This window comes from Octadecabacter sp. B2R22 (assembly GCF_018861045.1).
GTDB lineage: Bacteria > Pseudomonadota > Alphaproteobacteria > Rhodobacterales > Rhodobacteraceae > Octadecabacter.
The window spans coordinates 339,382-365,976 of sequence record NZ_JAHKQJ010000007.1; the positions used below are offsets into that span (position 1 = coordinate 339,382).

A 26,595-nucleotide genomic window follows, 5' to 3' on the forward strand; every position below is an offset into this window, starting at 1 on the left:
AACGTAGGTTCTGGCGTATGAATAAGTTGTTAGCAATCTCGGCCTTTGTTGGGCTTTCCGCCTGTGCGAATGGGCCCTTTAACTCTCCGTTTCAGAATGCTGATCCTGCGATTGTCGCACCTGTTGCGGTGTCCGCTGTAACGCCTGATTTGTCGCCGTCTTTGGGGGAGGCCTTTGCGCCACCTGTTCGTCCGACCTTGGATAGAACCCAGACGCGCCCCGATTTTCCGCCACCGCCCTCCGCGACGGCGCGCACCGTTGAGCAGTTTGACACCACAACCGCCGAAGATCGGGCCGCCGCCGTGGCGACGCCCGTCAGCAGCGGGGAGCGCCGTTTGGGCACGACCATTGCCAGCCTCGGCAGCCCCACGGACCCCGGAATTTGGTTCAAGACACCTTTGGTGAGCGAAGTGACCCAAGGGCGCGTTGTCTATAACGGTAATTCCGTCGCAGTTGAGTTGCGCCCCTCTGGCGGCGTTGTTGGGTCAGGCAGTCAGATTTCGTTGGCTGCAATGCGTTTGATCGAGGCGCCCCTAACAGGGCTGCCGGAAGTGACGGTCTATGCCAACTAATGAGCCTTTCTGAATGTTGCGGTCCGCCTATGCCGTTTCTCGACAAGTCATTGATGACTTAGGGGAAAAGAATGCGGGGCTGATTTCGGCGGGTGTCGCCTTTTACGGGCTTTTTGCGATCTTTCCCGGCATCGCCGCGACGATTTCGTTGTTTGGTCTGTTTGCAGACCCTGTGGTGGTCGACAGCCAGCTTGATCTGATGTCTGGCCTCATGCCGCTTGGCGTGTTTCGATTGTTCGAGGCTCAGATAGATGGGTTGCTGAGTGCGGGTGGGGCGACGCTCGGGGTTACGACATTGATTTCGATTGGCATCGCGCTTTGGTCTGCCCGCACAGGTGTTGCGGCGCTTATTCGCGGGTTGAATGCCATTTTTGATCGACCGAACCGCGGCAGCATTAGGCATATTTTTGTTGCGCTGTTCATGACCGTCTGCCTTGTGGGGATCTCGATCATTGCGCTGTTGATGGTCGTGGTTGCGCCAATTGTGCTGGCGATTATTCCGTTCGAAACGGACAGTGCACTGTTGTTAGAGGGTGTTCGCTGGTGTGTGGCCATTCTTGTTTTGCTGATGGGGTTGGGTATTCTTTATCGTTATGGGCCCAATCGGCGCCTGTCGCGGTTGGGGTGGGTCACCCCCGGGGCCGTATTGGTGGTGGTTTTATGGATCGCGATGTCGCTCGCATTTACGGCCTATGTCACCAATTTCGGAACCTACAATGAGGTCTACGGATCCATTGGTGCTGTCATCGCATTGTTGATGTGGTTCTACCTAAGCGCCTATCTGATCCTGCTGGGCGGCGCTCTCAATGTGACGCTTGATCGCCGCAAACCCCTCTGAAACATACTGAAATACTTTGATTCGCAAATGATTCGTTCATTGGAAATTTCCCCCTAGAAATAGTTGAGAAATCAACATATGGTGGTTGCAATGTATATAATGCGGCAAAAAAGCCGTGAACATGAGGCGGAGTGAGTACCATGTCAGCGATTAGTTTCGTTGTCCGTGATGTTGCGGGCAATATTTCCAGAGGTTCTGTGGCCGGAGAAGGTGTTCCTTCTTCATTGATTGTTGGGGCGGGGGCCGATGTGTCGCTGAACCTGAGCCAAGGTCAGATCCTGTCTTATACCCGTCAGGGTCAAGCGCTAGAGATCACTTTGGTCGATGGGCGCACGATTGTGATTGAAGGTTTCTTCACAATGGACGGCGTGAGCGAGAATGAATTGTTCCTGTCTGCCAATGGTACTTTGACAGAAGTCGACCTCACCGCGGGTGCTGGGTCCGACTATTATGCCTCTTACACAGGTGGCGATGCTGCGATTGGAAAATTCGCGACAAACGACGATCTGTATTTCATGCGTGATGCAGACGTTATGCTGGCAGATTCTTATGTTCCCGTAGATGATGAAGTCGGCATGCTTGGTGCGATGGCGCCTCTCTTTGGTTGGGGTGGTGCTGCGGCGGCTGCGGCTGCTGGTGCAGCGGTGTTGGCTTCTGGCGGTGGCGATGGTGATAGTGGCGGTGACGATGGTGTTGCTGCTCCTGTGGTTTCGGTAACAGCTGGCACTGAAGCGGCAGAGCATGTTGTGAACGAAGAAGATCATGCTGATGGCGTTGAAATCGGCGGGTCTGGTACTGCAGGTGCAACGGTTGAGGTTGTCATCGATGGCGTAACTGAAACAACAACCGTTTCTGAGGACGGTGAGTGGACTGTCACGTTTGATCCTGAAGATATTGCAACAGGTGAGTACGAAACTCCTGTTGAGGTCACGATCACCAATGAAGGTGGGTCCACCACTGTTACGGATACCTTGATCGTAGACACTGTGATCGGTGTAGATGTCGAAGCCACTGGTGGCGCTGATGGTGTAATCAACGCTGCTGAATATGATGGTGGCGTTACGCTGACGGGTACTGTGACTGGCGGCGAAGCTGTTGTCGTGACGATCAATGGTGTTGATTACGACGCCACGGTTACAGACGGCACATGGACGCTTGATGTTGATAGTGGCGTGATGGGCGAGGGTGAATACACTCAAGAGATCACAATCACTGCAACTGATGCGGCTGGGAACTCTTCTTCCTCATCTGCGACGGTCGTTGTTGATACCGTAACAAGCGTTACTTTGGATACTTCCGCAGTGGGCGGTTCCGACAATGTTGTGAACGGTTCCGAGCAGCCGAGCGGTGTAACCCTGACGGGGACAGCGCAGCCAGGTGCATCTGTTGTTGTAACAATGGCAGGTTATTCCCAGACCGTTACTGCAACAAGCGACGGTACATGGTCTGCAGATTATACCGCCGCGCAGGTTGGTACCGGCGAGGCAACACATGACGTGACTGTTGTGGCGACAGATGCTGCGGGTAACACTGCATCCTCTTCCGGCACCGTGGTTGTTGATACTTACGTCAACGAACTCGAGATGACTTCGAACTCTTCTGGTGGGTCCGATAGCGTTGTTAACTTCAACGAATCCGGTGAATCCATCACGATGGCAGGGACTGTAGAACCCGGTTCCACCGTAAGCGTGAACCTGCATGGCGTCGTTATGGCGGCAACGGTTGATGCGGACGGCAATTGGTCTGTGACATACCCGGGCGGCACTCTTGAGGGTGGCGAGTACGAAACATCCGTAACTGTGACGGCGACGGATGCCGCGGGCAACAGCTCGTCCATTTCCGAAGCGGTCAATGTTGATACGGTTGCTGGCGATCTTGCATTGTCCACTCAGCCGATCGAATTGGACGATGTTGTGAACTTCGACGAAGCAAGCGATGGCGTTGTGATCAACGGCACAGCGACACCGGGCCTGACTGTTACGGTTGGCTTTGGTGATGCGACGATGGATGTCTTGGCGCAGTCTGACGGCACATGGTCCGCGAACTTCCCTGCGGCTGACGTTCCGGCTGATACGGCATCAGCGCCGATCACGGCCTCCATCACGGATGCTGCGGGCAACTACAAAGAAGTCAGCGACACTGTCGAAATCGATACAATCGTTCAGCCGCACGAATGGTCTGCGGCGCCTATTGAAGGTGACAACATCATCAACGCGGCCGAGGCTGCGAACGGTGTGACATTGTCCGGCACAACTGAGCCGGGTTCCTCTGTTGTTGTCGAATTTGGCGGCGAGACTGTGACTGTAATTTCCGGCGCAAGCGGCGCTTGGAATGCGAACTTCTCTTCCTCTTCGGTTCAGGCCAACTATGAGGGCACAGCTGCTATGACAGCAACGGCAACGGACCCAGCAGGGAACGTGTCGGTCATCACAAGCTCGGTTGAAGTCGATACATGGGTGAACGAACTCACAACGACCGATCCGGTTGAAGGTGACAACGTTGTTAACAACGCTGAAGCTGCGGATGGTGTTACGCTGAACGGGACTGTTGAAGCGGGCTCTACTGTGAGCGTCGTTTACAACTACGGTTCCGGTTCCATCACACGTGACGCGACTGTCGATAGCTCTGGCAACTGGTCTGTCACATACGACGCTGATGAGTTCCCAGCAGGCGAATACACAGCCAGCATCACAATCGGTGCTACGGATGCCAACGGCAACTACTCCGAGATCACGGACACTTTTGAGGTCGACACAGTTGCGCCAGACGCACCTGGTGTTGAAAGTGTTACGCTGACGGCTGACGGTGTCGAATACCTTGGTATCGATACAACGGACAACGACGTTACAGTCAGCGAAGTCACATCTTCCGGCGCTGTAAACGAGCTTGCGGATCAAGATGACGGTGCGACGCTCCCATGGGGTGAAACACTGTTCAACTTCGACCCTGCTTTGTCCGATGGCACGCACCTTGTGGTCAACGAAACTGACGGCTCCTCCAACTCCAACGCAACGTATGTTGTGATGGAAGAAACCGGAACGGATGTTGTTGATATGGGCGGTTTGGGCGATTTCGACATCGGCGCGATTGACCTGAGCTTTGCTAAAGACAGCGAACTGACATTGGATGTTTCCACGCTCGAAGGTCTGTCTGATGCGGACAACAACCTTGTGATCCACGGTGGCGATGACGACTCCGTCACGCTGGCTGGCGCATCTAACAGCGGCCAGACAACAACGATCGATGGCAAGTCCTACGACGTCTACACAATGGGCGACGATGCTCAGGTCTTCATCGAAGACGGCGTAAACGTGACCATCTAAGACCCTCGCTCTCCTCACAGTGGGGGAGGGCGCACGACACTTGCGGAGGGCCGGACCAACCGGCCCCCGCACCGCAAAAGATAAGCGAACTGGGGTATTGAGTGGGACAGGCTTTCAACATCAAAACATCATTTGCAGCGTTCGTATGCTGCGGCGTTTTGAGCGGCTGCATGGCAGAGAATTTTGGTGGAGACATCGTTTCACGCGCAGGCGGTATTCTAGGAAATGATAACGCAGTTGCTGCCCCGTCAGCTGATACTGCTGCCTTGGATGGCGAGCTGTCCAACGGCGAACGCTCCGCCCTGATCGACGCCCTCCTTATTCGCCAATCTGTCCTGCCATCTGGTCCCTATGCTCAGGTGGCACAAAGCGTTCTAGAGGCAAACTCACGCGCCGCAGAGGCAGATTTGCGCGCCGCGATGCTGCGTGCAGAAGCCCGAGAACTGAACTGGCTCCCGTCCATTGGCCCGTCAATCTCTTTGAGTTCTTTGGGGTCAGTTGTTGCAGGTCTTTTGATCGAACAAACTTTGTTTGACGGTGGCGCGAAACGCGCCGAACGTGAATTCGCCCGCGCCGACGTAGAAGTTGCCGCTGTGGCTCTTGCTCAAGATACAAATGATCGCGTCTATCAGGCGCTTGATCTTTACCTGACCGCACAAGCCTCCGAGGCCCGCGCCGCCGTGAACGAAGGCGGTATGGCGCGGATGGAGCGGTTTGAATACGTGATGTCGGAGCGTGTAAACGCAGGCATCAATGACCGCGCTGATTTGCAACTGGTGCAGCAAAAGCTGACACAGATGCGCTCGGACGTTTTGGAAGACCGCGAAAACGCAAATTCCGCCCGCGCAGAACTGGCCGCGATGTCTGCGACCTCGCTTGATGGTGTGTCGGGCATTTCTTCTTTGGGTGATGTTGTTGGCACAGCCCAACCGCTTGACGTGATGAAGACCCAAGCAGAAGGCACCCGTGGTCTTGCCGAAGCACGCGCGCTTCAGGCTGGTTACATGCCAAATATTTCTGCATCTGGGACCGTGGGCGTTAGTGATAGTGCGGGGATCGACGTGGGCATTCCAAACGGGCTCGGATTTGGCCGCGGTGCTGACATGGCTGCGATTGATGCAATGGGCGAAGCTGCAGAATTGCAGGTCGCAGAGCAGCGCGAAGACAGCGCCCGTGAAGTGGCCGCAGTTCAAGGGCAGATCACGTCCTTGCGCCGCCAGCAGGGCAATATCCAGACAATCATTTCGCAGGCACAGGACAACTACACATTGTTCGAAGAACAGCTGCGTGCAGGTCAGCGGACCGTTCCAGAAGTGGTCGGCGTGTTCCGCACCAAGCTGGACGCAGAACGTGAAGCGGTTGCTTTGCGCTATGACCTCGCCCGCCAAGAGCTGATCTTGGCGCGCATTTACGGCACTTTGGTCGATGGAGATGACATATGAGCGGTCCGGTCCTTGCATTCGATATTAACGCCACCCGTGGCGGCAAGTTGACCCGCGTCGCCAAACCAGAAGCCGAAGCCGAAGCGACACCAGCCACGAACGTCGAATTACCGATCCGCGCAGAAGTAGAACAAGTCGAACAAACCATCGCAATCCCGACATTTACGGGCGATGACCGCTACAGCGACAAAGCCAAGTCTCGTGCCGATCTGGCCGCGACCTATGCCGGGTTGTTGGGCGTGGATATCGTGCGTTCTGATCTTCTTGAGGTAATGACCACCGAAGATGGCGACGAAATCACCCCGCGCGCCATTGCCAAGGCCCTAAAAGAGGCTGGCATGGTGACGTCTGTGTCGTTGGACGCCAAACCAACACCAGACCAGTGGCCCGCTTTGGTTGAGATGACCAGCGGTCAGATCTTGTTGGTCTTGGATCAAACAGATGACTCGTTTGTGGTGTTTGACACCACATGCAAAGACAACCGCGCCGAAGTCAGTCTGACAGAGTTCATGCCGCATTTCAGTGGCTTGATCTTGCGCGCCGACATGGCCGTGAAAGACTTGGCCGCGAAACACGCCAGCAAAGGCAACAAGGCTCATTGGTTCTGGGGCGAGATGCTCCAGTTCCGCCGCCACTTGCTCGAGATTGCGTTGGGATCGTTTGTGGCAAACCTTTTGGCTGTCGCTGTCGCGCTGTTTTCCTTGCAGGTCTATGACCGCGTTATTCCACACCAATCCACCGCCACTCTTTGGGTTCTGGCGATTGGTGCGGGCCTTGCGATGTTGCTTGAGGCCGGTTTGCGGATTGCCCGCGCTCGTCTGATGGACGGGGCAGGGCGCAAGATTGAATTGCAGGTCCAAAGCCTGTTGATGGACCGCCTTTTGGGGATGCGTCGCGGCAAAGAGGGCCAAACGCCGTCTGGTCTGTTTTCCGCTGTGCGTGAATTCGGTTCCGTGCGGGAATTCTTTACCGCGTCCACCATCGGCACGCTCACAGATTTGCCCTTTATCGTTTTGTTCTTGGCACTTGTGGCGTCAATTGGCGGCAATGTTGTCTGGGTTCTGTTTGTCGGCGGAACGCTGATGGTTTTGCCCAGCTTCTTCTTGCAAAAGAAGATGATCGCGCTGACACACCAGACCCAAGGTGCAAGCGCTAAATCCAACAAACTGCTTCACGAAGTCATCTATGAGGCTGACACAATCAAAGCACAGCGTGGCGAAGACCGGTTCCGCCGTCTTTGGACAGAACTGTCCGCTGTGTCCTCTCTTGCGACGTCCGAGCAACGTAAACTCGCCAGCACCCTGACATTCTGGGCGCAGGGCGTTCAGCAGGCGACCTATGTTGCCGCCGTAGTTGCTGGGACGTTCATGGTGTTCACAGGTGAATTCACCGTCGGTACAATCATCGCCGTTGGTATCCTGACCAGCCGGACACTTGGCCCCCTAACACAGCTCGCCGCGACATTGGCCCGTTGGTCCAACGTCAAAGCCGCGCTCGAAGCATTGGGCGAAATCGCAGACGCTGAACAAGACCAAGAAGAGGACCGCACATATCTGCGTCGCGAAACCATGAAGGGCGGCTTTGAGCTGCGCGACATCGCGTTTTGCTATAACGAAGACAGCGGCCAGACACTGGATATTCCGGGCCTTAAGATCGAACCGGGTCAACACATTGCTGTGCTTGGATCGAACGGGTCCGGTAAGTCGACGATGCTAAAACTGTTGTCTGGCATTTACCGTCCGACAAAGGGCCGCGTTTTGATCGATGGCGTTGATATGGGGCAGGTGATGCCACGCGATCTGCGCCGCTCGATTGGTTACCTGAGCCAAGAAGTGCGCCTGTTCTCTGGCACGCTGCGCGAAAACCTGAACCTGACTTTGCTGGAACGCGATGATGACCGTCTGTTGGCGGCGCTTGATTTTGCAGGCCTTGGTCAATTTGTTCGCAACCACCCCAAAGGGTTGGACCTTGAAATTTCTGATGGCGGCGAAGGTCTGTCCATCGGTCAACGTCAATCTATCGGCTGGGCGCGGCTTTGGCTGCAAGACCCCAAAGTATGCCTTTTGGATGAGCCAACTGCGGCATTGGATCAAACACTCGAAGCAACCTTGGTCAGCCGTCTTGAAACATGGCTGAAAGGGCGTACCGCGATCATCGCGACCCACCGTGTTCCGATCCTTGAACTTACACAACGGACAGTCATCCTGCAGAACGGCCGTTTGGCAGTGGATGGACCCCGTCAAGAAGTGCTGGCGCACTTGCAGAAAAACAATAAGAAAGCGAGCGCCTGATGGTTACCTTTGCAGACGAATTCGAGAGCCGTTCACGTGGGCCAAGCCTCCTGATCTGGTTGATCGGTGTAACCGTTCTCGTGTTTATCCTTTGGGCGAAATTCGCATCAATTGATGAAATTGTGCGGGCCAATGGGTCGATCGTTTCCGCATCACGCCCGCAGATTATTCAAAACCTCGAAGGCGGTATTTTGGCGGAATTGTTGGTTGCCGAAGGCGACGCGGTTGAACCTGGCGATGTGCTGGCGCGTTTGCGTGGCACACAGTTTGAAACATCGGTGACAGATCTGCGCGAACAGGTGATTGCTGCCGAAATTCGCCGTCTTCGCCTTTCGGCAGAAATCGACGGCATGTTCGATTTCGAAGTGCCTGAGGCAATCGCATCCTTTAGCCCCGAGATGGTGGCCAGTGAACGTGCGCTGCTTAATGCACGTCAGTCCGACTACGTGAGCCGCACGGAAGGCGCGCAAGCGATTGTCACTGAAACCCGCCGTGAACTTGGCGTGATGGAAGACCTGTACAACCGTGACATCGCAGCCCTGATCGAGGTCACTCGCGCCCGAAAGGCAAACTCTGACGCCCTTAACACATATAACGAAATCGTCACCCGCGCCGAACTTGATCGCGCGTCTGAACATTCCGAAGTGCTGTCCGTCCTTGCGACGCTGCGCCAAGACCTGCGTGTTGCAGAAGACCGTTTGGATCGCACGATCATCACAAGCCCGATGCGCGGGATCGTCAACAACCTTGGCGTCACAACAATCGGCGGCGTTATTCGCCCCGGCGAAGAGATTTTCCAGATCATCCCGCTGGATGACGAGCTGTTCGTAGAAGCCGAAGTGTCCCCATCCAACATTGCCAATGTTATCCCGGGGCAGGCAGCAACGATTAAGCTAAGCGCTTACGACTACACGATTTATGGAACACTGTCCGCTGAGGTTTACCTGATCTCTGCAGATACGTTTGAAGATGAACGCGACCCCAACGCACCGCCGCACTACCGTGTAACGTTGCGTGTGGACACAACTGATCTGGGGCCACGTGAATCACAGATCGAAGTCCGCCCGGGCATGCAGGCTAACGTGGAATTGCACACTGGTTCCAAGACCGTTTTGCAATATCTGACCAAGCCGCTGTATCGCTCGCAAGAAGCCCTGCGCGAGCCATAGGCCGACCTCAACCTTTAATTTGCGACCGGTTGAATTCCGTTTGTCGGATGCTTTTATCAAGCACCTGCTCAAACCCCGTGTGGCCCCCTTGTAGCCCCCGAAATGCACCACTAAGGTTTGGGTAACGAATATCCCATACACGGGCGCGAAGTCGCCCCAATTCCAAAGGCCGAAGCTATGCATGATCCAGTCGAAACCTACATGAACCTCGTGCCGATGGTGGTCGAACAGACCAGCCGTGGCGAACGCGCCTATGATATTTTCAGCCGCCTGCTGAAAGAACGGATTATCTTTGTAAACGGCCCCGTCCACGACGGCATGAGCCAGCTTATCGTGGCGCAGCTTCTGCACCTCGAAGCTGAGAACCCGAAGAAAGAAATCTCCATGTACATCAACAGCCCCGGTGGCGCGGTGCATTCAGGCATGAGCATTTATGACACGATGCAATATATCCGTCCGAAGGTGTCCACATTGATTTGCGGCATGGCAGCGTCCATGGGATCTATTATTGCGGTTGGCGGCGAAAAGGGCATGCGCTTCTCGCTGCCGAACTCTGAAATCATGGTTCACCAGCCGTCTGGCGGCGCGCAGGGCAAGGCGTCAGACATCCTGATCTCGGCCAAGCACATCGAACAAACCCGCGAGCGGATGTATAAATTGTACAACAAGCACACCGGACAGACCAAAAAAGAGGTCGAAAAAATGCTTGATCGCGACAGCTGGATGACACCTGAAGAAGCCAAGGACTGGGGCCATATCGACGAGATCGTCGAAAGCCGCGGCAAAATGGACGACGACGCATAAACCATTTGGCGTCTTTTTGACGTTGTGGACCATTTCGGGCTGCCTTAGGATATACGCCAAAGCAGCCCGAAACACATTTTAGTGCCCCCCTGATTTAGGACTTGGCCAAGGATATTGACATGACGACCACGTCTGGCGGTGACAGCAAGAATACCCTCTACTGCAGCTTTTGCGGTAAGAGCCAGCATGAGGTGCGCAAGCTGATTGCAGGCCCAACGGTCTTTATTTGCGATGAATGTGTAGAACTGTGCATGGACATCATTCGCGAGGAAACCAAATCCTCGAGCTTGAAGTCCAGCGAAGGGGTGCCAACGCCCCTCGAGATTAGCCAAGTGCTCGACGATTACGTTATCGGTCAGGCCCACGCCAAACGCGTGTTGTCCGTTGCGGTTCACAACCACTACAAGCGTTTGAACCATGCGGATAATTCCGACATCGAATTGGCAAAATCCAACATCATGCTGATCGGCCCAACGGGCTGCGGTAAGACATTGCTGGCCCAAACATTAGCACGCATTCTGGATGTGCCGTTTACAATGGCCGACGCGACGACCCTGACCGAAGCCGGTTATGTGGGCGAAGACGTCGAAAACATCATCCTGAAATTGCTTCAGGCTTCTGAATACAACGTCGAACGCGCACAGCGCGGCATCGTCTACATCGACGAAGTCGACAAGATCACGCGCAAGTCTGACAACCCGTCCATCACACGCGATGTATCCGGTGAAGGCGTGCAGCAAGCCTTGCTGAAAATCATGGAAGGCACCGTGGCCTCCGTTCCTCCGCAGGGGGGGCGTAAGCACCCGCAGCAGGAATTCCTGCAAGTTGATACAACGAACATCTTGTTTGTCTGTGGTGGTGCATTTGCGGGCCTCGACAAAATCATTGCACAACGTGGCAAAGGTGCTGGCATGGGCTTTGGTGCCGAAGTGCGTGGCCCTGATGATCGCGGTGTTGGTGAAATTTTCACGGACCTCGAACCAGAAGATTTGCTAAAGTTCGGCCTGATCCCTGAATTCGTAGGCCGTTTGCCTGTTATCGCGACACTCGAAGACCTCGATGAGGACGCGCTTGTCACGATCCTGAGCCAGCCAAAGAACGCTTTGGTCAAACAGTACCAACGCTTGTTCGAATTGGAAGACGTTGCGCTGACGTTCACCGAAGACGCGCTGACGGCGATTGCGAAACGTGCGATCGAACGTAAAACAGGTGCACGTGGCCTGCGCTCCATCATGGAAGACATCCTGCTTGATACGATGTTTGACCTGCCGGGCATGGACACAGTGACCGAAGTCGTCGTCAACGAAGAAGCCGTCGGCCCAGACGCGTCACCGCTGATGATCCACGATGACAGCAAAAAAGAAGCCGAACCAGCGTCAGCCGGCTAATGCGCATCAAACGAATCCAGTCCGGCGGAGAGTTCGAAGGCAAGATCGGCTATTGCCGTGCAGTTGCCGCAGGTGGATTCGTCCATGTAGCTGGAACTGTGGGGCAGGGCGATGACGTGGTCGCCCAGTGCGCGTCGGCGCTCGACATCATCAACGCTGCGCTTGCCGAGGCGGGCACAAACCTCGAAAACGCCGTGCGGGTTAACTACTACCTGCCCGACGCTGCAGAATTCGAACCCTGCTGGCCGCTTTTAAGCGCCGCATTTGGTGAAAACCCGCCCGCCGCGACAATGATCGAGTGCGGTTTGATTGACCCAAAGTACCGGATCGAAATCGAAGTGACCGCACTCGCGGGATAGTGCCGATAGGCAGCACGGGCCCTCTGGACCTTGGCGGCGTTATCGGGCATCACCACACTAAGCAATTCGGAGCGATAGCCATGGGCGCCCTTAACTTTATCAAACGTATTTTCACTTGGTGGGATGGGCAGACTCTTGGCACCCAGCTCTGGACTTGGCGCAATGGTAAAAAGGTCGGCGAAGACGATGCCGGCAATATTTATTACACCAACGCCAAAGGCGACCGTCGTTGGGTCATTTACAACGGCGAAGTCGAAGGCTCCCGAGTGAGCCCTGACTGGCACGGTTGGCTGCATCACACGTTCGACGAAACACCGGACCAGTTGATTCATAAGTCATGGGAAAAGCCCCACATCGAAAACCTAACCGGAACTGACGCCGCCTATGCACCTGCCGGGTCCTTGCGCCGCAAAGATCCAGCACCACGCAACGATTACGAAGCGTGGACGCCGGAGTAATCCATGCGTGAGAACACAACAGAAGTCGTCGTCGGCGCTGCGGTTCTTGCAACAGCCGTTGCGTTTCTGTGGTTCCTCCTCAGCGCGACCGGCCTAAGCGGCGGCACGCCTGGCATGACGTTGCAGGCAAATTTCCGATCCGCTGAAGGGTTGAGCGTTGGCACAGACGTCCGTCTTGCTGGTGTGTCCATCGGCACCGTTGATGGGCTGGACCTCAACATCGAGACTTACCGCGCAGAAGCTTCATTTGCCATAGACGAAGGCGTCGTGATTCCAGACGATAGCGCAGCCGTGGTTGCATCCGAGGGCCTTTTGGGCGGCACATTTGTCGAAATTGTCCCCGGTGGTTCGTTTGAAATGTTTACAGACGGTGCGTTGATCGAAGACACGCAAGGTGCCGTGAGCCTGATCCAATTGCTGATGAAATTCGTCGGCGGAGACGAGGCGTGAAAGCGTTCCTGACAGCATTGGCGTTTCTGGCGGCCACGGCTGCTCCTGCCTTTGCGCAACAGGCCACGTCGGCACCAGGTGGTACACTGCGTGTTCTGGATAAGATCACGGGCCGCACGATAGACATGGATTTTCGCAATGGTCAAACGCAGGTCGTGGGCTTGCTCGCGATCACCATGAGCGAATGCCGCTACCCAACTGGAAACCGCTCGGGCGACGCCTATGCGCTTTTGACGGTTGTCTATAGCAATGCTGCCGATCCGGTCTTTCGTGGCTGGATGATCGCATCGGCCCCCGCACTCAATGCGTTGGACCACCCGCGTTATGACGTCTGGGCGTTGCGCTGTAGCAGCGAATAAGCATCCGTTACGTCGCCTTGGCGATCAAACGCCGCATCATTTTCCAAAGCGGCGCTCAGCTTCTGTCGATAGGCAGGGCGGGGGATTTCCAACCCTCCCAAGCTTGCCAAATGTGGTGTGATAAACTGCGTATCAAATAGGCTAAACCCGCCAACACGCAAACGATCCACCAAATAGGCCAACGCCAGTTTGGACGCGTCGGTTCGCGTGCTGAACATACTTTCCCCAAAGAATGCACCACCCAAAGCGATACCAAAGACGCCACCGACCAATGCTTCGCCGTCCCAAACCTCGACCGAATGGGCTACGCCACCACGATGGAGCTGGCCATAAAGATCGGTGAGCATATCATTGATCCAAGTCTCCTCGCGGTCGGCACATCCTGCAACGACACCCTCGAAATCCGTATCAAAGCTGACGTGAAACCGGTTTGAGCGGATCGTCTTGCGCAAGGATCGAGAGATGTGAAACGCGTCCAACGGCAAAACCCCCCTTTGACGAGGGTCGACCCAGAAAACATCGTCATCGTCGCGGTGCTCTGCCATCGGGAAAACCCCAGTGGCATAGGCAGACAGCAGAAGTTCCGGTGTTAGCGTCGTGGTCATAATGGTCCTATTTCACGCCACGGTTGTTGCATGATTGACAGGCTTCGTAAATAATTCTCATGAACGCACAGAGGGTTAAGTCATTGGGTTTTTTCGATTTCATCGCAGATTTGCCGCACTATCAGGACCATTCTGCGCCCGTGCCGCGGATGAATAAACGATTTGATGCGTTGATTGCGCCCTTTGCGGATGAAATTGACGGTGCGCGGGTGCTTGATCTCGCGTCCCACGACGGGCGCTGGTGCTATGCCTTTGCGGGTGCTGGGGCGGCGTCGGTTGTCGGCATCGAAGGGCGCCAAGAGATGGTCGATAAGTTCACCGACTACCCTGATGCGGACCTACGGGCCAAGATTGAGCTGCGTGTCGGGGACCTGTTCGAGGGGATGGAGGAGGCGATAAAGAATGGCGAAACCTACGATGTCGTTGGGGTTTTCGGCATTCTATATCATGTGATGGATCATTTCCGCCTGTTCCAATTGGTGCGGAAATTACAACCAAAACTGGTGATCGTGGACAGCGAATTTATGCTGCGACCCGCTCCGATGATGATGTTGAAAACTGAACGCACATCTAACGTGCTGAACGCCATTCCGCAGTTTGACGGGCAAGAACGTGCCATCAAAGCTGTGCCTAGCTTTAAAGCGATGGATCACATCGCTGAAGCCTTGGGATACAAAACGGAGTGGGTGGATTGGGACGCCCGCGCCAAAGATGATCGGCGCGGGGTCTCTGATTATTATCGCGAGAAAGACATGCGGCGCGGCACCTGTGCGCTGCGACCGATGTGGTCTTAGGCGAGGTTTTCTTCCAGCCAGTGTTCGAGCCAGTGGATGTTGTAATCCCCTGTTAACACCGCGTCTTCTTGCAAGAGAGCATGGAACAACGGCACGGTCGTATCCACGCCATCCACAATCAATTCACCCAAGGCCCGTGCCAGACGTGCCAGCGCTTCAGGGCGGTCACGGCCATGCACGATCAGCTTACCGATCAAGCTGTCGTAGTAAGGCGGGATTGAGTAGCCGTCATAGAGCGCAGAATCCATGCGAACACCCAGCCCGCCGGGTGCATGAAACTGCGTGATCTTGCCCGGGCAGGGCGCGAAATTCGGCAGTTTTTCAGCGTTGATCCGAACCTCAATGGCGTGGCCACGGATTTTGAGATCGTCCTGCGTGAATGACATGGGCAGACCAGCCGCAACGCGGATTTGTTCCCGCACAAGGTCTTGGTCAAAAATCGCTTCCGTAACAGGGTGTTCCACCTGCAAGCGCGTGTTCATCTCGATGAAATAGAACTCGCCCTTTTCATACAGGAATTCGATCGTGCCGGCGCCGATGTAGTTGATACGTGCACAGGCGTCCGCGCAAACCTTACCGATTGTTGCGCGTTCTTCTGGTGTGATGGAGGGGCCGGGGGCCTCCTCGAACACCTTTTGGTGGCGGCGCTGCAAGGAACAGTCGCGTTCACCAAGGTGAACTGCATTTCCCTTACCGTCGCCAAACACCTGAATTTCGATGTGGCGCGGTGTGGTGAGGTATTTCTCGATATAGACGTCTGGGTTGCCGAAGTTCGACTTGCCCTCGGCGCGTGCTGTCTGGAACGCCGATTTCATTTCGTCAGCGGAATTAGCGACTTTCATCCCTTTACCACCGCCACCAGCGGTGGCTTTGATGATGACCGGATAACCGAACTCTTCGCCAATTTTCAGGGCGTCTTCAACAGTGTCGACACCGCCTTCAGATCCCGGAACGCAAGGCACGCCAAGGGCCTTCATGGTGTCCTTGGCTGTGATCTTGTCACCCATCGTACGGATGTGTTCAGCGGTCGGACCAATGAACGTAAGGTCATGATCTTCAACGATTTGTACGAACTGAGCATTCTCGGACAAGAACCCGTAACCCGGGTGAATAGCCTGCGCGCCAGTGATTTCACAAGCGGAGATCAGGGCCGGAAAGCTTAGGTAGCTTTGCGGGGATGCAGGTGGTCCGATGCACACACTTTCGTCTGCCATGCGCACGTGCATGGCGTCAGCGTCTGCGGTGGAATGAACCGCGACCGACCCGATGCCCATTTCGCGACAGGCACGAATGACACGCAGGGCGATTTCGCCACGGTTCGCGATGAGGATTTTATCAAACATGGCCATGTTATTCCCGTGGCCCCTATTCGACGATCATCAAGGGGGCACCGAATTCCACAGCGGATCCGTCGGCGACGACGATGCGCTTAACCGTGCCGGAAGATGGCGCGGGAATGTGGTTCATGGTCTTCATGGCTTCAATAATCAGAAGCGTGTCGCCTTCGTTGACGGTGTCGCCAACTTTTACAAAGGCAGGTGCGTCAGGTTCTGGTGCCATATAAACAGTGCCGACCATTGGTGATGTCACTGCACCGGGCAGGCTTGCGGGATCCGCGCTTGCCTCTGGGGCAGCGGCGGCGGGGGCTGCTGGTGCGGCCGTCGGGGCCGCAGCAACGGGGGCGGCGGCAATCTGGCTGATCACTTGGGCCGGCTGATGGCGGCTTACCCGCACGTTCAAACTATCGCTTTCGCCGTACTCGCGTTTGACCTGAAGTTCTGTCAGGTCATTTTCGCGAAGCAATTCAGCCAGCGCTTGGATAAAGCTAACGTCGGTGTCTTGAGGCGTCTTTTTTGTCATTTTATTCCCAGCTCTTTGCCTATCGTTGGTGCGATTGCGGTGCTGTTATCGCAATCAATGCCAAACACCTACACCAAGGCGGCGAGAGGGGGAAGCACGGCAAACGGGGAAAATTACGTAACGTGAACCCCGTTAACGTTCGTTAGGTAAAGATTGCTCTGGGGCATCTTGGCGTTCGGGCAGCATCGTGATGCCATAAGGTTTTAGCACCCGTTCGGCAGCTGAAACGCCCGATGTGTCCAGTTTGGGGGCGACTTCCTTGTCGGATATCACCGCTTTGCTGACCAACCCTGTCTGGGACTGGTTGGCGGGTATGGGAAGTGCCACCTCGGGCGTTGGGTCTTTGGTGATGGCTGCAGCGTCAGCCGAGACACGACCATCCTGTTCTGCCGGGGCAGGGGCGGTCTGTGGCGCGGTCGGCGCGGTGGCCAGTTGTGCCGTTGTGTTCGGAAGTTCCATTTCTCAAGCTCCAATTCTCAAAAAGGAGCCCCCACCACGGCAACTATGCGACGTGAGGCATTAAGGAAGAATGAAACTGATAAAGAAAAAGCCGCGCAGGCATATGCTGCGCGGCTTTTTGTTGTCACTCGGGTTTGAGCCTTAGTCGGATTTGTTCATCCGGTTCTCGATCAGGTCATCCACAACGGACGGATCCGCCAATGTGGATGTATCCCCCAAGGCACCAAAGTCATCTTCGGCAATCTTGCGCAGGATACGGCGCATGATCTTGCCTGAACGTGTCTTCGGCAAACCAGGGGCCCATTGGATCAGGTCTGGTTTTGCGATTGGGCCAATCTCGGAACGGACCCAAACTTCGAGCTCCTTGCGCAGTTCTGGAGTTGGTTCTTCGCCGTTCATCAAAGTGACGTAAGCGTAGATGCCTTGGCCTTTGATGTCGTGCGGATAGCCAACAACGGCGGCTTCCGCGACTTTGACGTGCGCCACAAGAGCAGATTCGACTTCTGCGGTGCCCATGCGGTGACCGGATACATTGATCACGTCATCCACGCGGCCCGTGACCCAGTAATCGCCATCTTCGTCACGTTTGCAGCCGTCCCCAGAGAAGTAGTAGCCAGCGTAATCGCCGAAGTACGTTTTCTCAAAGCGTTCATGATCGCCGTAAACGGTCCGCATTTGGCCCGGCCAGCTGTCTTTGATGCAAAGAACGCCTTCGACGCCGTTGCCTTCGATTTCGACACCTGATTGTGGGTCCAGAACCACGGGCTGAACACCAAAGAACGGTTGCTGTGCCGCACCCGGTTTCAGTGTTGTCGCACCGGGAAGGGGGGTCAGCATGTGACCGCCTGTTTCCGTCTGCCAGAAGGTATCAACAATCGGGCAGTTTCCTTTGCCGACGACGTCGTTGTACCAGTTCCAGGCTTCTGGGTTGATCGGTTCACCCACAGAGCCAAGAATGCGCAGATCGGACAGGTCATGCTTTTCAACCCAGTCGTTACCAGCGCCCATCAGGGCACGAATAGCCGTCGGAGCTGTGTAGAACTGGTTGACCTTATGCTTGGCGCAGACTTCCCAGAAACGACCCGCGTCAGGGTAAGTTGGAACGCCTTCGAACATGATCGTTGTCGCGCCGTTCGCCAGTGGACCGTACACAATGTAGCTGTGCCCTGTGACCCAACCAACATCAGCGGTACACCAGAAGATGTCACCGTCGTGGTAATCAAACGTGTATTGCTGCGTCATCGCGGCATAAACAAGGTAGCCACCCGTCGAGTGTACAACACCCTTTGGCTGACCTGTGGAACCAGACGTATATAGAATGAACAGCGGGTCTTCTGCGTTCATCTCTTCTGGTTTTTGGTAGTCGTCAGCCTCAAGCAACATGTCATTGTAGCTATAGTCACGATCGGTCCATGTGGTCTGCTCACCGGTGCGTTTCACAACAAGGCATTTGACGCTCTCTTTGCAGTGCAGCAGTGCCGTATCACAGTTGGATTTCAATGGGGTAGAGCGGCCACCACGTGGCGCGTGGTCTGCCGTAATGACAACTTTGGCGTCGGACCCGTTGATCCGTGCGCCAAGTGCGTCTGCCGAGAAGCCAGCGAAAACGATTGAGTGGATCGCACCGATCCGCGCACAGGCCAACATGGCGTAGGCGGCTTCTGGGATCATCGGGAGATAAAGGACAACACGGTCGCCTTTGCCCACACCCAATTCCTGAAGGATATTTGCCATCTTACAGACGTGAACCTGAAGTTCAGCGTAAGTGATGTGCATGGATTCTGTTGTGTTTGGATCATCCGGTTCCCAGATGATTGCAGTCTGATCACCACGTGTCGCAACGTGGCGGTCCACGCAGTTTGCACTGACGTTCAGTGTGCCGTCCTCGAACCATTTGATATCGACATTGCCTGGCTCAAAGGAGGTGTTCTTTACCTTGGTGTAGGGCTTGATCCAGTCAATGCGCTTGCCGTGCTCTCCCCAGAACCCTTCTGGATCGGACACGGATTTGGCATACATTTCAGCATAGCCTGCGGCATCAATATGGGCGCGTTTGGCAACTTCTGCGGTGGGGGGGTAGGTCTTTGACATGGGCGTTCCTTAGGTCGAAAGAGCAACAGGGAACCCGTATGGAATGCATATGGAAACCATATGGGTATTGCGGGGCCAAGTTGACCCCGCAATGAGATCAGATCGCGAGGTACTTGGAGCGAAGCGCTTCGTCTTCGAGCACTTCTTTTGCAGAGCCGTCATAGACGACCTTACCAATGTCGAGGATCACAGCGCGGTCTGCAAGCTTCAACGCGGCAACGGCGTTCTGCTCAACGATCACTGTTGTGATACCTTGGTCGCGGATCAGTTCCAGTGTTTTGGCAATTTCCTGAACGATAACAGGGGCAAGGCCCTCATATGGTTCATCGAGAAGTAGCACTTTAATATCCCGGCAAAGGGCCCGTGCGATGGCAAGCATCTGCTGTTCACCACCAGAAAGCGTAACGCCTTCTTGAGTGCGGCGTTCCCTAAGGCGCGGGAACAGGTCGTAAACGCGGTCTAAAGACCAGCCCTTAGGTGGTGCGATCTGCGCCAGCTTGAGGTTCTCTTCCACGGTCAGACCGGGAATGATGTTACGATCTTCCGGCACCAGCTGGATCCCAGCTTGCGACGCTTCGTGAGAACGCATGTTGTGAAGCGGCTTATGGTCCAGCCAGATTTCACCGTGCTTCAGTTCGGGGTCATCCATTCGCGCGATCGTGCGCAAAGTCGATGTTTTACCCGCACCGTTGCGGCCCAGTAGGGCGAGGATTTCGCCTTCGTGGATGTCAAAGCTAACGCCCTGAACGATGTAGCTTTCGCCGTAGTAAGCCTCGATGTCCCAAACACTGAGGTATTTGGGGGCGGTTGCCGCCATATTCCGCTTCTTGTCGAATTTGCCTTCGATATCAAGATGTTCAACGTGTGTCATAGTTATTCCTTGCTTGCGTGGATGGCCGAAGCCATCCGACGGCTCTTAGACCTGAGCTTCGCCGAGGTAGGCTTCGCGGACTTTTGGGTGACCTTTGATGTTGTCTGGCGTGTCTTCGACCAGCGGCGTACCTTGGGCCAGAACAGTGATCCGTTCCGCCAAAGAGAACACAACGTTCATGTCGTGCTCGATGATCGCCATTGTCAGACCACGTTCCTTGCGGATCGTTTTCAACAACTCAATCGTGTTTTCCGTGTCGGCGCGGGCCATGCCGGCTGTTGGCTCATCGAGCAACAGAAGACGTGGTTCCTGCACAAGGCACATCGCCATCTCAAGGCGACGTTTATCCCCTCGTGACATGGAGGACGCGATCATCTCGCGCTTGTCGAGCATTTTCACCTCTTCCAACATGGCTTCGGCTTTCTCGATCATGTCGGCTTCGTGACGTACGCTTTCGATGGCGTGCATACGGAATGCACCATCACGTTTCGCGAAGCAGGGGATCAACATGTTTTCCATAACGCTGAGGTCTGCAAAGATCTCGGGTGTTTGGAACACGCGGCTGATGCCCATCTGGTTGATTTCGTGTGGCTGACGACCCAGGACCGACTGCCCGTCAAACACGACAGAACCGGAGTCAGGGATCAATTTGCCAACCAACACGTTGAGGAGGGTGGATTTACCGGCCCCGTTCGGGCCGATAATTGCGTGGCAGGTGTTTTCTGCAACATCAAGGTTCACATCACCAAGGGCTTGCAGACCACCGAAGCGTTTGTTCACGCCTTTTACTGAAAGTAGTGCCATTGTTTCGGCTCCTTATTCTGCGGGCTTGCTGGCGCCATCAGGCGTGTCAGCGTTTTTGGTGCGGCGGAACTTAGCGGCGATACGTTGACCACCTTCTACGAGACCACCAGGAAGGAAGATCACGACCAGCATGAACATGATGCCAAGTGTCAGATGCCAGCCTTTACCGATGAACGGGTAGACGAGGGCAACCATGAAATCTTCAAGGCCGTCCGGCATGAAGGCGAACCATTCGTGCAGGATGTCTTTGTTGATCTTGGAAACGATGTTTTCCATGTACTTAATGAAACCAGCGCCGAGGACGGGGCCAAACAAGGTGCCCGCACCGCCAAGGATCGTCATGATCACGACCTCACCGGAGGCTGTCCAGAACATGCGTTCCGGGCCAACTTGGGTGTCCATTGCGACCATCAGGCCACCGGCCAAGCCAGCAAACATGCCAGAGATGACAAACGCGGACAGTGTGTAGCGCTTTGGTGTCAGACCTGTGTAGTTCATCCGTTGCTGGTTGGATTTCACAGCGCGCAACATGATCCCGAACGGGGAGCGGAAGATGCGGATACTGAGGTAAAACGCGGCCAGCATAAAGGCAGCTGCAATGTAGTAGCCAAGGTTAAATGTGAACAACCAGTTGCCGATGTTCAACTCGAACGAGTTGCCCATTTCGGCCCCAAAGAGGTTCGCACGACCAATGCTGCCATCTGTTGGCCCGCCCAAGAGAGGGCTGTCGGTGTTCTTGATCTGCAGACCCGTTTCACCACCGGTGATAGGCGTCAGAACAGAGTAGGCGAGAGCATAAGACATTTGCGCAAAAGCCAATGTCAGGATCGAGAAGTAGATCCCTGAGCGGCGCAGCGACACGTAGCCAACCACAAAGCTAAAGGCACCTGCAACGATGATCGCAAAAACAATCCCAGGAAGGACGTTCAGAGTGATCAGCTTCAGCGACCAGATCGCTGCGTAGGAACCGACACCCAGAAAGGCGGCGTGTCCAAAGCTGAGGTAGCCCGTGAGGCCGAACAGCAGGTTAAAGCCAATCGCAAAGATACCGAAGATCACGAAACGCTGCATCAAGTCGGGGTAGCCCGCGTTGAACTGCGCCATAGCAGAACCTTCAGGGAAGGGGTTGAGGATAAAGGGTGCCAAAATGACAAGCCCGATGACGATCAGCATTAGTTTGCTGTCTTGTTTAGTTAATCCGAGCATGGGTTTAGTCCTCCATCACGCCTTTGCGACCCATCAGGCCACGAGGGCGGGTCAACAAGATAACGATTGCGACAAGGTAGATGATAATTTGGTTGATACCTGGAAGGATATCGACAATGACGGGCATCGAGGCAAAGCTTTCCAGAATGCCGAGCAGGAAGCCTGCAGCAACAGCACCAGGCAGCGAGCCCATACCGCCCACAACAACCACAACAAAGCTGAGGACCAAGAAATCCATTCCCATATGGTAGTTCGGAGCAACGATTGGCGCGTACATCACACCGGCAACACCCGCCACGGCGGCAGCAAGGCCGAACATGAACGTAAAGCGTTTGTCGATGTCGATACCCAAGAGGCCAACAGTCTCACGGTCAGCCATACCTGCACGCACAACCATCCCGAAGGTGGTGAACTGCAAGAAGGCGAACACAGCGGCGATGATAACAGCCGAGAAGAAGAAGTAGACCAAGCGCCAGTACGGATACATGATCGCGTTGGCTTCGTAGCCAAGGAACACACCGAAGTCCAAAGAGCCTTTGAACGCGTCTGGGGCAGGGGTCTGGATCGGGTTTGCACCGAAGAAGTACTTGATGACTTCCTGCAAAACGATGGCAAGGCCGAAGGTCACAAGGATCTGGTCCGCGTGTGGGCGCTTGTAGAAGTGCTTGATCAAGCCGCGTTCCATAATGAACCCAACACCGATCATAACCGGAATAGAGAACAGGATCGCCAAAGGCACAGCCCAGTCCATAATCGCGGCGCCGGCGGCTTCACCAAACATGTCTTGGACGTAGAACACTTTGTTCATCGCGGGGTTACCCAGAAAGTCCAGGCGGGTAGGGTCGGCAACTTCGTGCGACGCTGACAAAATACGTGACAGGATAACGGCACAGAACGAGCCCAGCATGAACAAAGCGCCGTGCGCAAAGTTCACAACACCGAGCGTGCCGAAAATGAGGGTCAGACCAAGAGCAATCAGCGCATAAGCGGAGCCCTTGTCTAGACCGTTGAGAATTTGAACGATGATCTGGTCCATGGACGGCGCCTCGGTTCAGGAGAAATAGGAAAGGGGGGTGCAACGATTTGGTGTGGATGCGCGGCCAAAGCCGCGCATCCGAAGTATTTTAAGAACAGTCGCTTACGCGCCGTTGTTACACTCACCGAGAGTGGCTTCTGCGCCGCCCATCTGTGGGTGATCAGGAGAGTACATAACCTGATCAACCGGAGTAACTTCGACAACTTCGAGAAGGTCGAATTCGGACTCTGGGTTGTCTTTACCCTTCACGACCAGCACGTCTTTGAAGCACTGGTGGTCATCGCCACGGTAAAGTGTCTTACCGTTGCCCAAACCGTCGAACTCAAAGTCTTCAAGCGCTTCAGCAACCGCACAAGGTGCGAAGGAGCCAGCACGTGTAACCGCATCCGCGTAAAGCAGTGTTTGCACGTATGTTGTGTGCGCTGCTGTGGATGGTGGGAAGCCGTACTTGGTACCGAAGGAGCGAACAAACGCCTGAGAACCTTCGTCCTGCAGGGACCAGTGCCAGTTGGTGGAACCAAGGATACCCTTGATGTTCTCGCCAGCACCACGTGCCATCAGACGGGAGAACAATGGAACAACGATTTCGAAGTCCTTGCCGTTTGCCTGAGCTTCACGAAGACCGAACTGAACAGCAGAGGTCAAAGAGTTGACCATGTTCCCGCCGTAGTGGTTCAGAACCAGAACGTCGGCACCGGAGTTCAGAACTGGTGCGATGTAGGAAGAGAAGTCAGTCTGTGTCAGTGGTGTTTTGACAGAGTTCACTGTTTCCCAGCCAACAGCTTCTGTGGAGGCACGGATGGCTTCCTCAGTTGTGTAGCCCCAGTTGTAGTCTGCAGTCAGGTGGTATGCTTTACGGTCAGAACCGTAACGCGCCGCCAGAACCGGAGCCAGAGCAGCACCTGTCATGTAGGAGTTGAAGAAGTGGCGGAAACCGTTCGCTTTACGGTCTTTACCAGTTGTGTCGTTGGAGTGTGTAAGGCCAGCCATAAAGATGACGCCAGCTTCTTGACACAGAGCCTGAACAGCAACAGCCACACCGGAGGAAGACCCACCAGTAATCATGATTGCGCCGTCTTTTTCGATCATGGAACGAGCAGATGCACGGGCAGCGTCAGACTTTGTCTGAGTGTCACCTGTTACATACTTAACTTCGCGGCCCAGAATACCTGTACCGTCGAGCGCTTTGGAGCTGAATGTGCTCAGCATGCCGCCGTCGCCACCGCCGTTGATGTGCTCAACAGCCAGTTCGTATGCGCGCAGTTCGTCCGCACCCTCGTCCGCGTAAGGACCAGTTTGTGGAACGTTGAAGCCGAGTGTGACTTCGCTTGCGCCAGGCGCGTTCGTGAAGCCGGACTCTTGAGCGCGCAGATATTGTGGAAGCGCCATGCCAGCACCAGCGACGGCACCAGTCTTAAGCACACCACGACGTGTGAAGTTTGATTTGGACATATAGTATCCTCCCTAGAGAAATGCGGAGAGCCTCCCAGCTAAATCCGCACGTGCTTTTAGTAGCTTCATCATTAGAGGGGGGATTAGAAAGTTTCACAATAAGGCCTCCACAAGAAAGGTTATTTTTGTAAAGACTTCGACGCTGCGTTGCGGTATTTTGTAAAAAAGTTGTCAACGCGCTGCGGCATAGCGATGAAAACACTAAGGGAATCTTAATGGCGGAACGGATACTGACAGGGACGCGGGTTCGAAATCGCAGACTGGATCTGGGGCTCAGACAATCTGCGGTCGCAGAACAGGTCGGGATTTCTGGGTCCTACCTGAACTTGATCGAACACAACCGTCGCAGAATCGGCGGTAAGCTTCTGGGCGCTCTCGCGCGGGTTCTCGAAGTCGACCAAGCGCAGTTGGAAGACGAGACATCTGCATCCGTTATTGCACCTCTCAAGGTGGCGGCGGTCGAGTTCCCCAGCTTGGCGGTCGGGGCCGAAAGCGCAGAAGATCTTGCCTCTCGTTTTCCCGGGTGGGCAGGGGTCATCAGTGCCCAGCAAGCCCATATCGAAAGGCTCACGGCGAAAGTGGATGCTTTGGCAAACCGTCTGGCCCACGACACCAAGATTGCGACGTCCCTGCATGAAGTCATTTCGACGGCGACGGCTATTCGCTCAACTGCGTCGATCCTGGTCGAAACGCCTGATCTGGATGCGGAATGGCAGGGCAGGTTCCACACCAACATTGATACCGACAGTGCCCGACTGGCTGAAAGTTCGCAGGCGTTGCTAGGATTGCTGGACATCGAAGCCGGAGGAGATGCATCTGACGTTTCGACCGTTGTCGAGCAAGCCGAAAGCCTTTTTGGCGCGCGGGGGTTTCATTTGCCTGAGTGTGAGAACGGGAATGAGCCAGAGTGGCCGGAGGCCGTTGATAGTGTCGTGGGTGAAATTGCGGCGGGCTGGGCACGCGATTACATCGCAGACGCGGCACGCTTGCCGCTCACGTTGTTTGGCCCGGCAGCAGAACAAATGGCATTTGACCCAGCGCGCTTGGCGGCGCGGTTTGATGTCCCTGTCGAAATGGTCCTGCGTCGGTTAGCGCAACTTCCGGCGTCAGCATCGGGTCCTCCGATGGGGTTGGTCAGGTGTGACAGCGCGGGGGTCATCACGTTCCAAAAGCCCATTCTGGATTTCCGGTTGCCGCGGGCGGGGGCGGCATGCCCGCTGTGGCCGCTTTTCCAAGCCCTATCCCAACCGGGACACGCGCTGCGAAGCGTTGTGCGTATGGGCGGTGCTGCACGAACCTCGTTTGAGTGTTTCGCGATTGCAACCCGTGTCGGGCCGGTCTCTTTCGGGGCGCCACCGCGTATTGAGGCGACGATGCTGGTGCGCCCGGCCCAAAGTGATGAGGTGCCAAACCCCGTCGGTCCTGGTTGTAGAATTTGCACCATTGAGGGGTGTTCAAGCCGCAGGCAACCTAGCGTGCTGCAACCTAAGGGATAATCGTCACGCTGCCTTTGACACTATGGTCGCAACCCGCGATAGTTAGACACGAACACTTGGGAGGTGTTTATCGCTTTTTGGGGAGGAAGCTATATGGGCCAACGTGTCCTGCTAATTGAAGACGAGCCGAACATAATCGAGGCCGTCAGCTATATTCTAAGCCGTGACGGTTGGACCGTTCACACCCATTCGGATGGGGAAACGGCGATCGAGAAGGTTATGCAGGGTGTCCCCGACTTGATCATCTTGGACGTCATGCTGCCGGGGCGGTCTGGATATGACATCTTGCGTGATCTTCGTGCATCTGCGGAAACCAAAGAGACTCCGGTCATGATGCTAACGGCACGGGGGCAGGCCAAGGATCGCGAACTTGCGATTGGTCTTGGGGCGACACAATTCATGACCAAACCGTTTTCAAATGCGGAAGTTCTAGAAAGCGTGCGCGCTTTGGCGGGTTCCTAGCCCATC

Annotated in this window: 25 protein-coding genes; 15 read left to right on the top strand and 10 right to left on the bottom strand. The window is 55.3% G+C overall.

What is annotated here, in order from left to right; translation table 11 throughout:
• The first annotated feature begins 17 nt into the window (after nt 1–17).
• From KO486_RS07115 to KO486_RS07170, 12 genes are all read left to right on the top strand, one after another.
• A complete protein-coding gene (locus tag KO486_RS07115) occupies nt 18–572 on the top strand; it encodes a hypothetical protein (RefSeq protein ID WP_216036553.1) in 555 nt (184 codons plus the stop codon).
• 13 nt (nt 573–585) lie between these two features.
• On the top strand, nt 586–1,410 hold the full coding sequence (locus KO486_RS07120; RefSeq protein ID WP_216036554.1) for a YihY/virulence factor BrkB family protein: 825 nt from the start codon (nt 586–588) through the stop codon (nt 1,408–1,410).
• 140 nt (nt 1,411–1,550) lie between these two features.
• On the top strand, nt 1,551–4,733 hold the full coding sequence (locus tag KO486_RS07125) for an Ig-like domain-containing protein (protein WP_216036555.1): 3,183 nt from the start codon (nt 1,551–1,553) through the stop codon (nt 4,731–4,733).
• Nucleotides 4,734–4,903: 170 nt separating this feature from the next.
• Complete coding sequence (locus KO486_RS07130; RefSeq protein ID WP_216036556.1) at nt 4,904–6,175, top strand: TolC family protein; 1,272 nt, start codon at nt 4,904–4,906, stop codon at nt 6,173–6,175.
• A complete protein-coding gene (locus tag KO486_RS07135; protein ID WP_216036557.1) occupies nt 6,172–8,466 on the top strand; it encodes an ATP-binding cassette domain-containing protein in 2,295 nt (764 codons plus the stop codon). The genes KO486_RS07130 and KO486_RS07135 overlap by 4 nt, the downstream gene beginning before the upstream one ends.
• The gene (locus KO486_RS07140) at nt 8,466–9,635 is read left to right on the top strand and encodes an HlyD family efflux transporter periplasmic adaptor subunit (protein ID WP_216036558.1); all 1,170 of its coding nucleotides are present in this window, start codon (nt 8,466–8,468) and stop codon (nt 9,633–9,635) included. The genes KO486_RS07135 and KO486_RS07140 overlap by 1 nt, the downstream gene beginning before the upstream one ends.
• Nucleotides 9,636–9,812: 177 nt before the next feature.
• Nucleotides 9,813–10,439 carry an ATP-dependent Clp protease proteolytic subunit gene (locus tag KO486_RS07145; RefSeq protein WP_216036559.1) on the top strand — a complete coding sequence of 209 codons (627 nt, stop codon included), beginning with the start codon at nt 9,813–9,815 and terminating at the stop codon, nt 10,437–10,439.
• Between the two features lie 119 nt (nt 10,440–10,558).
• Entirely contained in the window at nt 10,559–11,827 is a 1,269-nt protein-coding gene (clpX, locus tag KO486_RS07150; protein ID WP_216036560.1) for an ATP-dependent Clp protease ATP-binding subunit ClpX, read from the top strand.
• Entirely contained in the window at nt 11,827–12,186 is a 360-nt protein-coding gene (locus tag KO486_RS07155; protein ID WP_216036561.1) for a RidA family protein, read from the top strand. Before clpX ends, KO486_RS07155 begins: the two co-directional genes overlap by 1 nt.
• 80 nt (nt 12,187–12,266) lie before the next feature.
• On the top strand, nt 12,267–12,644 hold the full coding sequence (locus KO486_RS07160; RefSeq protein ID WP_216036562.1) for an NADH:ubiquinone oxidoreductase subunit NDUFA12: 378 nt from the start codon (nt 12,267–12,269) through the stop codon (nt 12,642–12,644).
• A gap of 3 nt (nt 12,645–12,647) precedes the next feature.
• The gene (gene mlaD / locus KO486_RS07165) at nt 12,648–13,094 is read left to right on the top strand and encodes an outer membrane lipid asymmetry maintenance protein MlaD (RefSeq protein WP_216036563.1); all 447 of its coding nucleotides are present in this window, start codon (nt 12,648–12,650) and stop codon (nt 13,092–13,094) included.
• Nucleotides 13,091–13,453 (top strand): DUF2155 domain-containing protein, encoded by a 363-nt coding sequence (locus tag KO486_RS07170; RefSeq protein ID WP_216036564.1) that lies wholly within the window; start codon nt 13,091–13,093, stop codon nt 13,451–13,453. The genes mlaD and KO486_RS07170 overlap by 4 nt, the downstream gene beginning before the upstream one ends.
• Here the strand turns inward: KO486_RS07170 and aat are convergent.
• The gene (gene aat, locus KO486_RS07175; RefSeq protein ID WP_216036565.1) at nt 13,417–14,058 is read right to left on the bottom strand and encodes a leucyl/phenylalanyl-tRNA--protein transferase; all 642 of its coding nucleotides are present in this window, start codon (nt 14,056–14,058) and stop codon (nt 13,417–13,419) included. The two genes, KO486_RS07170 and aat, sit on opposite strands and share 37 nt — an antisense overlap.
• A 149-nt stretch (nt 14,059–14,207) precedes the next feature.
• Here aat and KO486_RS07180 point away from each other — a divergent pair, with 149 nt between their 5' ends.
• Nucleotides 14,208–14,852, top strand: a complete 645-nt coding sequence (locus KO486_RS07180; RefSeq protein ID WP_216036566.1) for a class I SAM-dependent methyltransferase — start codon at nt 14,208–14,210, stop codon at nt 14,850–14,852.
• Here KO486_RS07180 and accC read toward each other — a convergent pair.
• From accC to KO486_RS07225, 9 genes are all read right to left on the bottom strand, one after another.
• A complete protein-coding gene (gene accC / locus KO486_RS07185) occupies nt 14,849–16,195 on the bottom strand; it encodes an acetyl-CoA carboxylase biotin carboxylase subunit (RefSeq protein ID WP_216036567.1) in 1,347 nt (448 codons plus the stop codon). The genes KO486_RS07180 and accC overlap by 4 nt on opposite strands.
• 22 nt (nt 16,196–16,217) lie before the next feature.
• Nucleotides 16,218–16,712: an acetyl-CoA carboxylase biotin carboxyl carrier protein gene (gene accB, locus KO486_RS07190; protein ID WP_216036568.1), complete on the bottom strand. Its 495-nt coding sequence runs from the start codon at nt 16,710–16,712 to the stop codon at nt 16,218–16,220.
• A gap of 132 nt (nt 16,713–16,844) precedes the next feature.
• The gene (locus KO486_RS07195; RefSeq protein ID WP_216036569.1) at nt 16,845–17,171 is read right to left on the bottom strand and encodes a hypothetical protein; all 327 of its coding nucleotides are present in this window, start codon (nt 17,169–17,171) and stop codon (nt 16,845–16,847) included.
• Between the two features lie 141 nt (nt 17,172–17,312).
• A complete protein-coding gene (gene acs / locus KO486_RS07200) occupies nt 17,313–19,262 on the bottom strand; it encodes an acetate--CoA ligase (protein ID WP_216036570.1) in 1,950 nt (649 codons plus the stop codon).
• A gap of 97 nt (nt 19,263–19,359) precedes the next feature.
• Nucleotides 19,360–20,133, bottom strand: coding sequence for an ABC transporter ATP-binding protein (locus KO486_RS07205; protein ID WP_216036571.1), 774 nt, complete (start codon nt 20,131–20,133; stop codon nt 19,360–19,362).
• 45 nt (nt 20,134–20,178) lie between these two features.
• Complete coding sequence (locus tag KO486_RS07210) at nt 20,179–20,937, bottom strand: ABC transporter ATP-binding protein (protein ID WP_216036572.1); 759 nt, start codon at nt 20,935–20,937, stop codon at nt 20,179–20,181.
• Between the two features lie 12 nt (nt 20,938–20,949).
• On the bottom strand, nt 20,950–22,143 hold the full coding sequence (locus KO486_RS07215; protein WP_216036573.1) for a branched-chain amino acid ABC transporter permease: 1,194 nt from the start codon (nt 22,141–22,143) through the stop codon (nt 20,950–20,952).
• Between the two features lie 4 nt (nt 22,144–22,147).
• Complete coding sequence (locus KO486_RS07220; RefSeq protein WP_216036574.1) at nt 22,148–23,179, bottom strand: branched-chain amino acid ABC transporter permease; 1,032 nt, start codon at nt 23,177–23,179, stop codon at nt 22,148–22,150.
• Between the two features lie 102 nt (nt 23,180–23,281).
• The gene (locus KO486_RS07225) at nt 23,282–24,631 is read right to left on the bottom strand and encodes a substrate-binding protein (RefSeq protein ID WP_216036575.1); all 1,350 of its coding nucleotides are present in this window, start codon (nt 24,629–24,631) and stop codon (nt 23,282–23,284) included.
• A 215-nt stretch (nt 24,632–24,846) separates the two neighbouring features.
• On the opposite strand from KO486_RS07225, the gene KO486_RS07230 reads away from it, so the two are divergent.
• On the top strand, nt 24,847–26,127 hold the full coding sequence (locus KO486_RS07230; RefSeq protein ID WP_216036576.1) for an XRE family transcriptional regulator: 1,281 nt from the start codon (nt 24,847–24,849) through the stop codon (nt 26,125–26,127).
• Between the two features lie 93 nt (nt 26,128–26,220).
• Entirely contained in the window at nt 26,221–26,589 is a 369-nt protein-coding gene (locus KO486_RS07235) for a response regulator (RefSeq protein ID WP_216036577.1), read from the top strand.
• Nucleotides 26,590–26,595 lie beyond the last annotated feature (6 nt).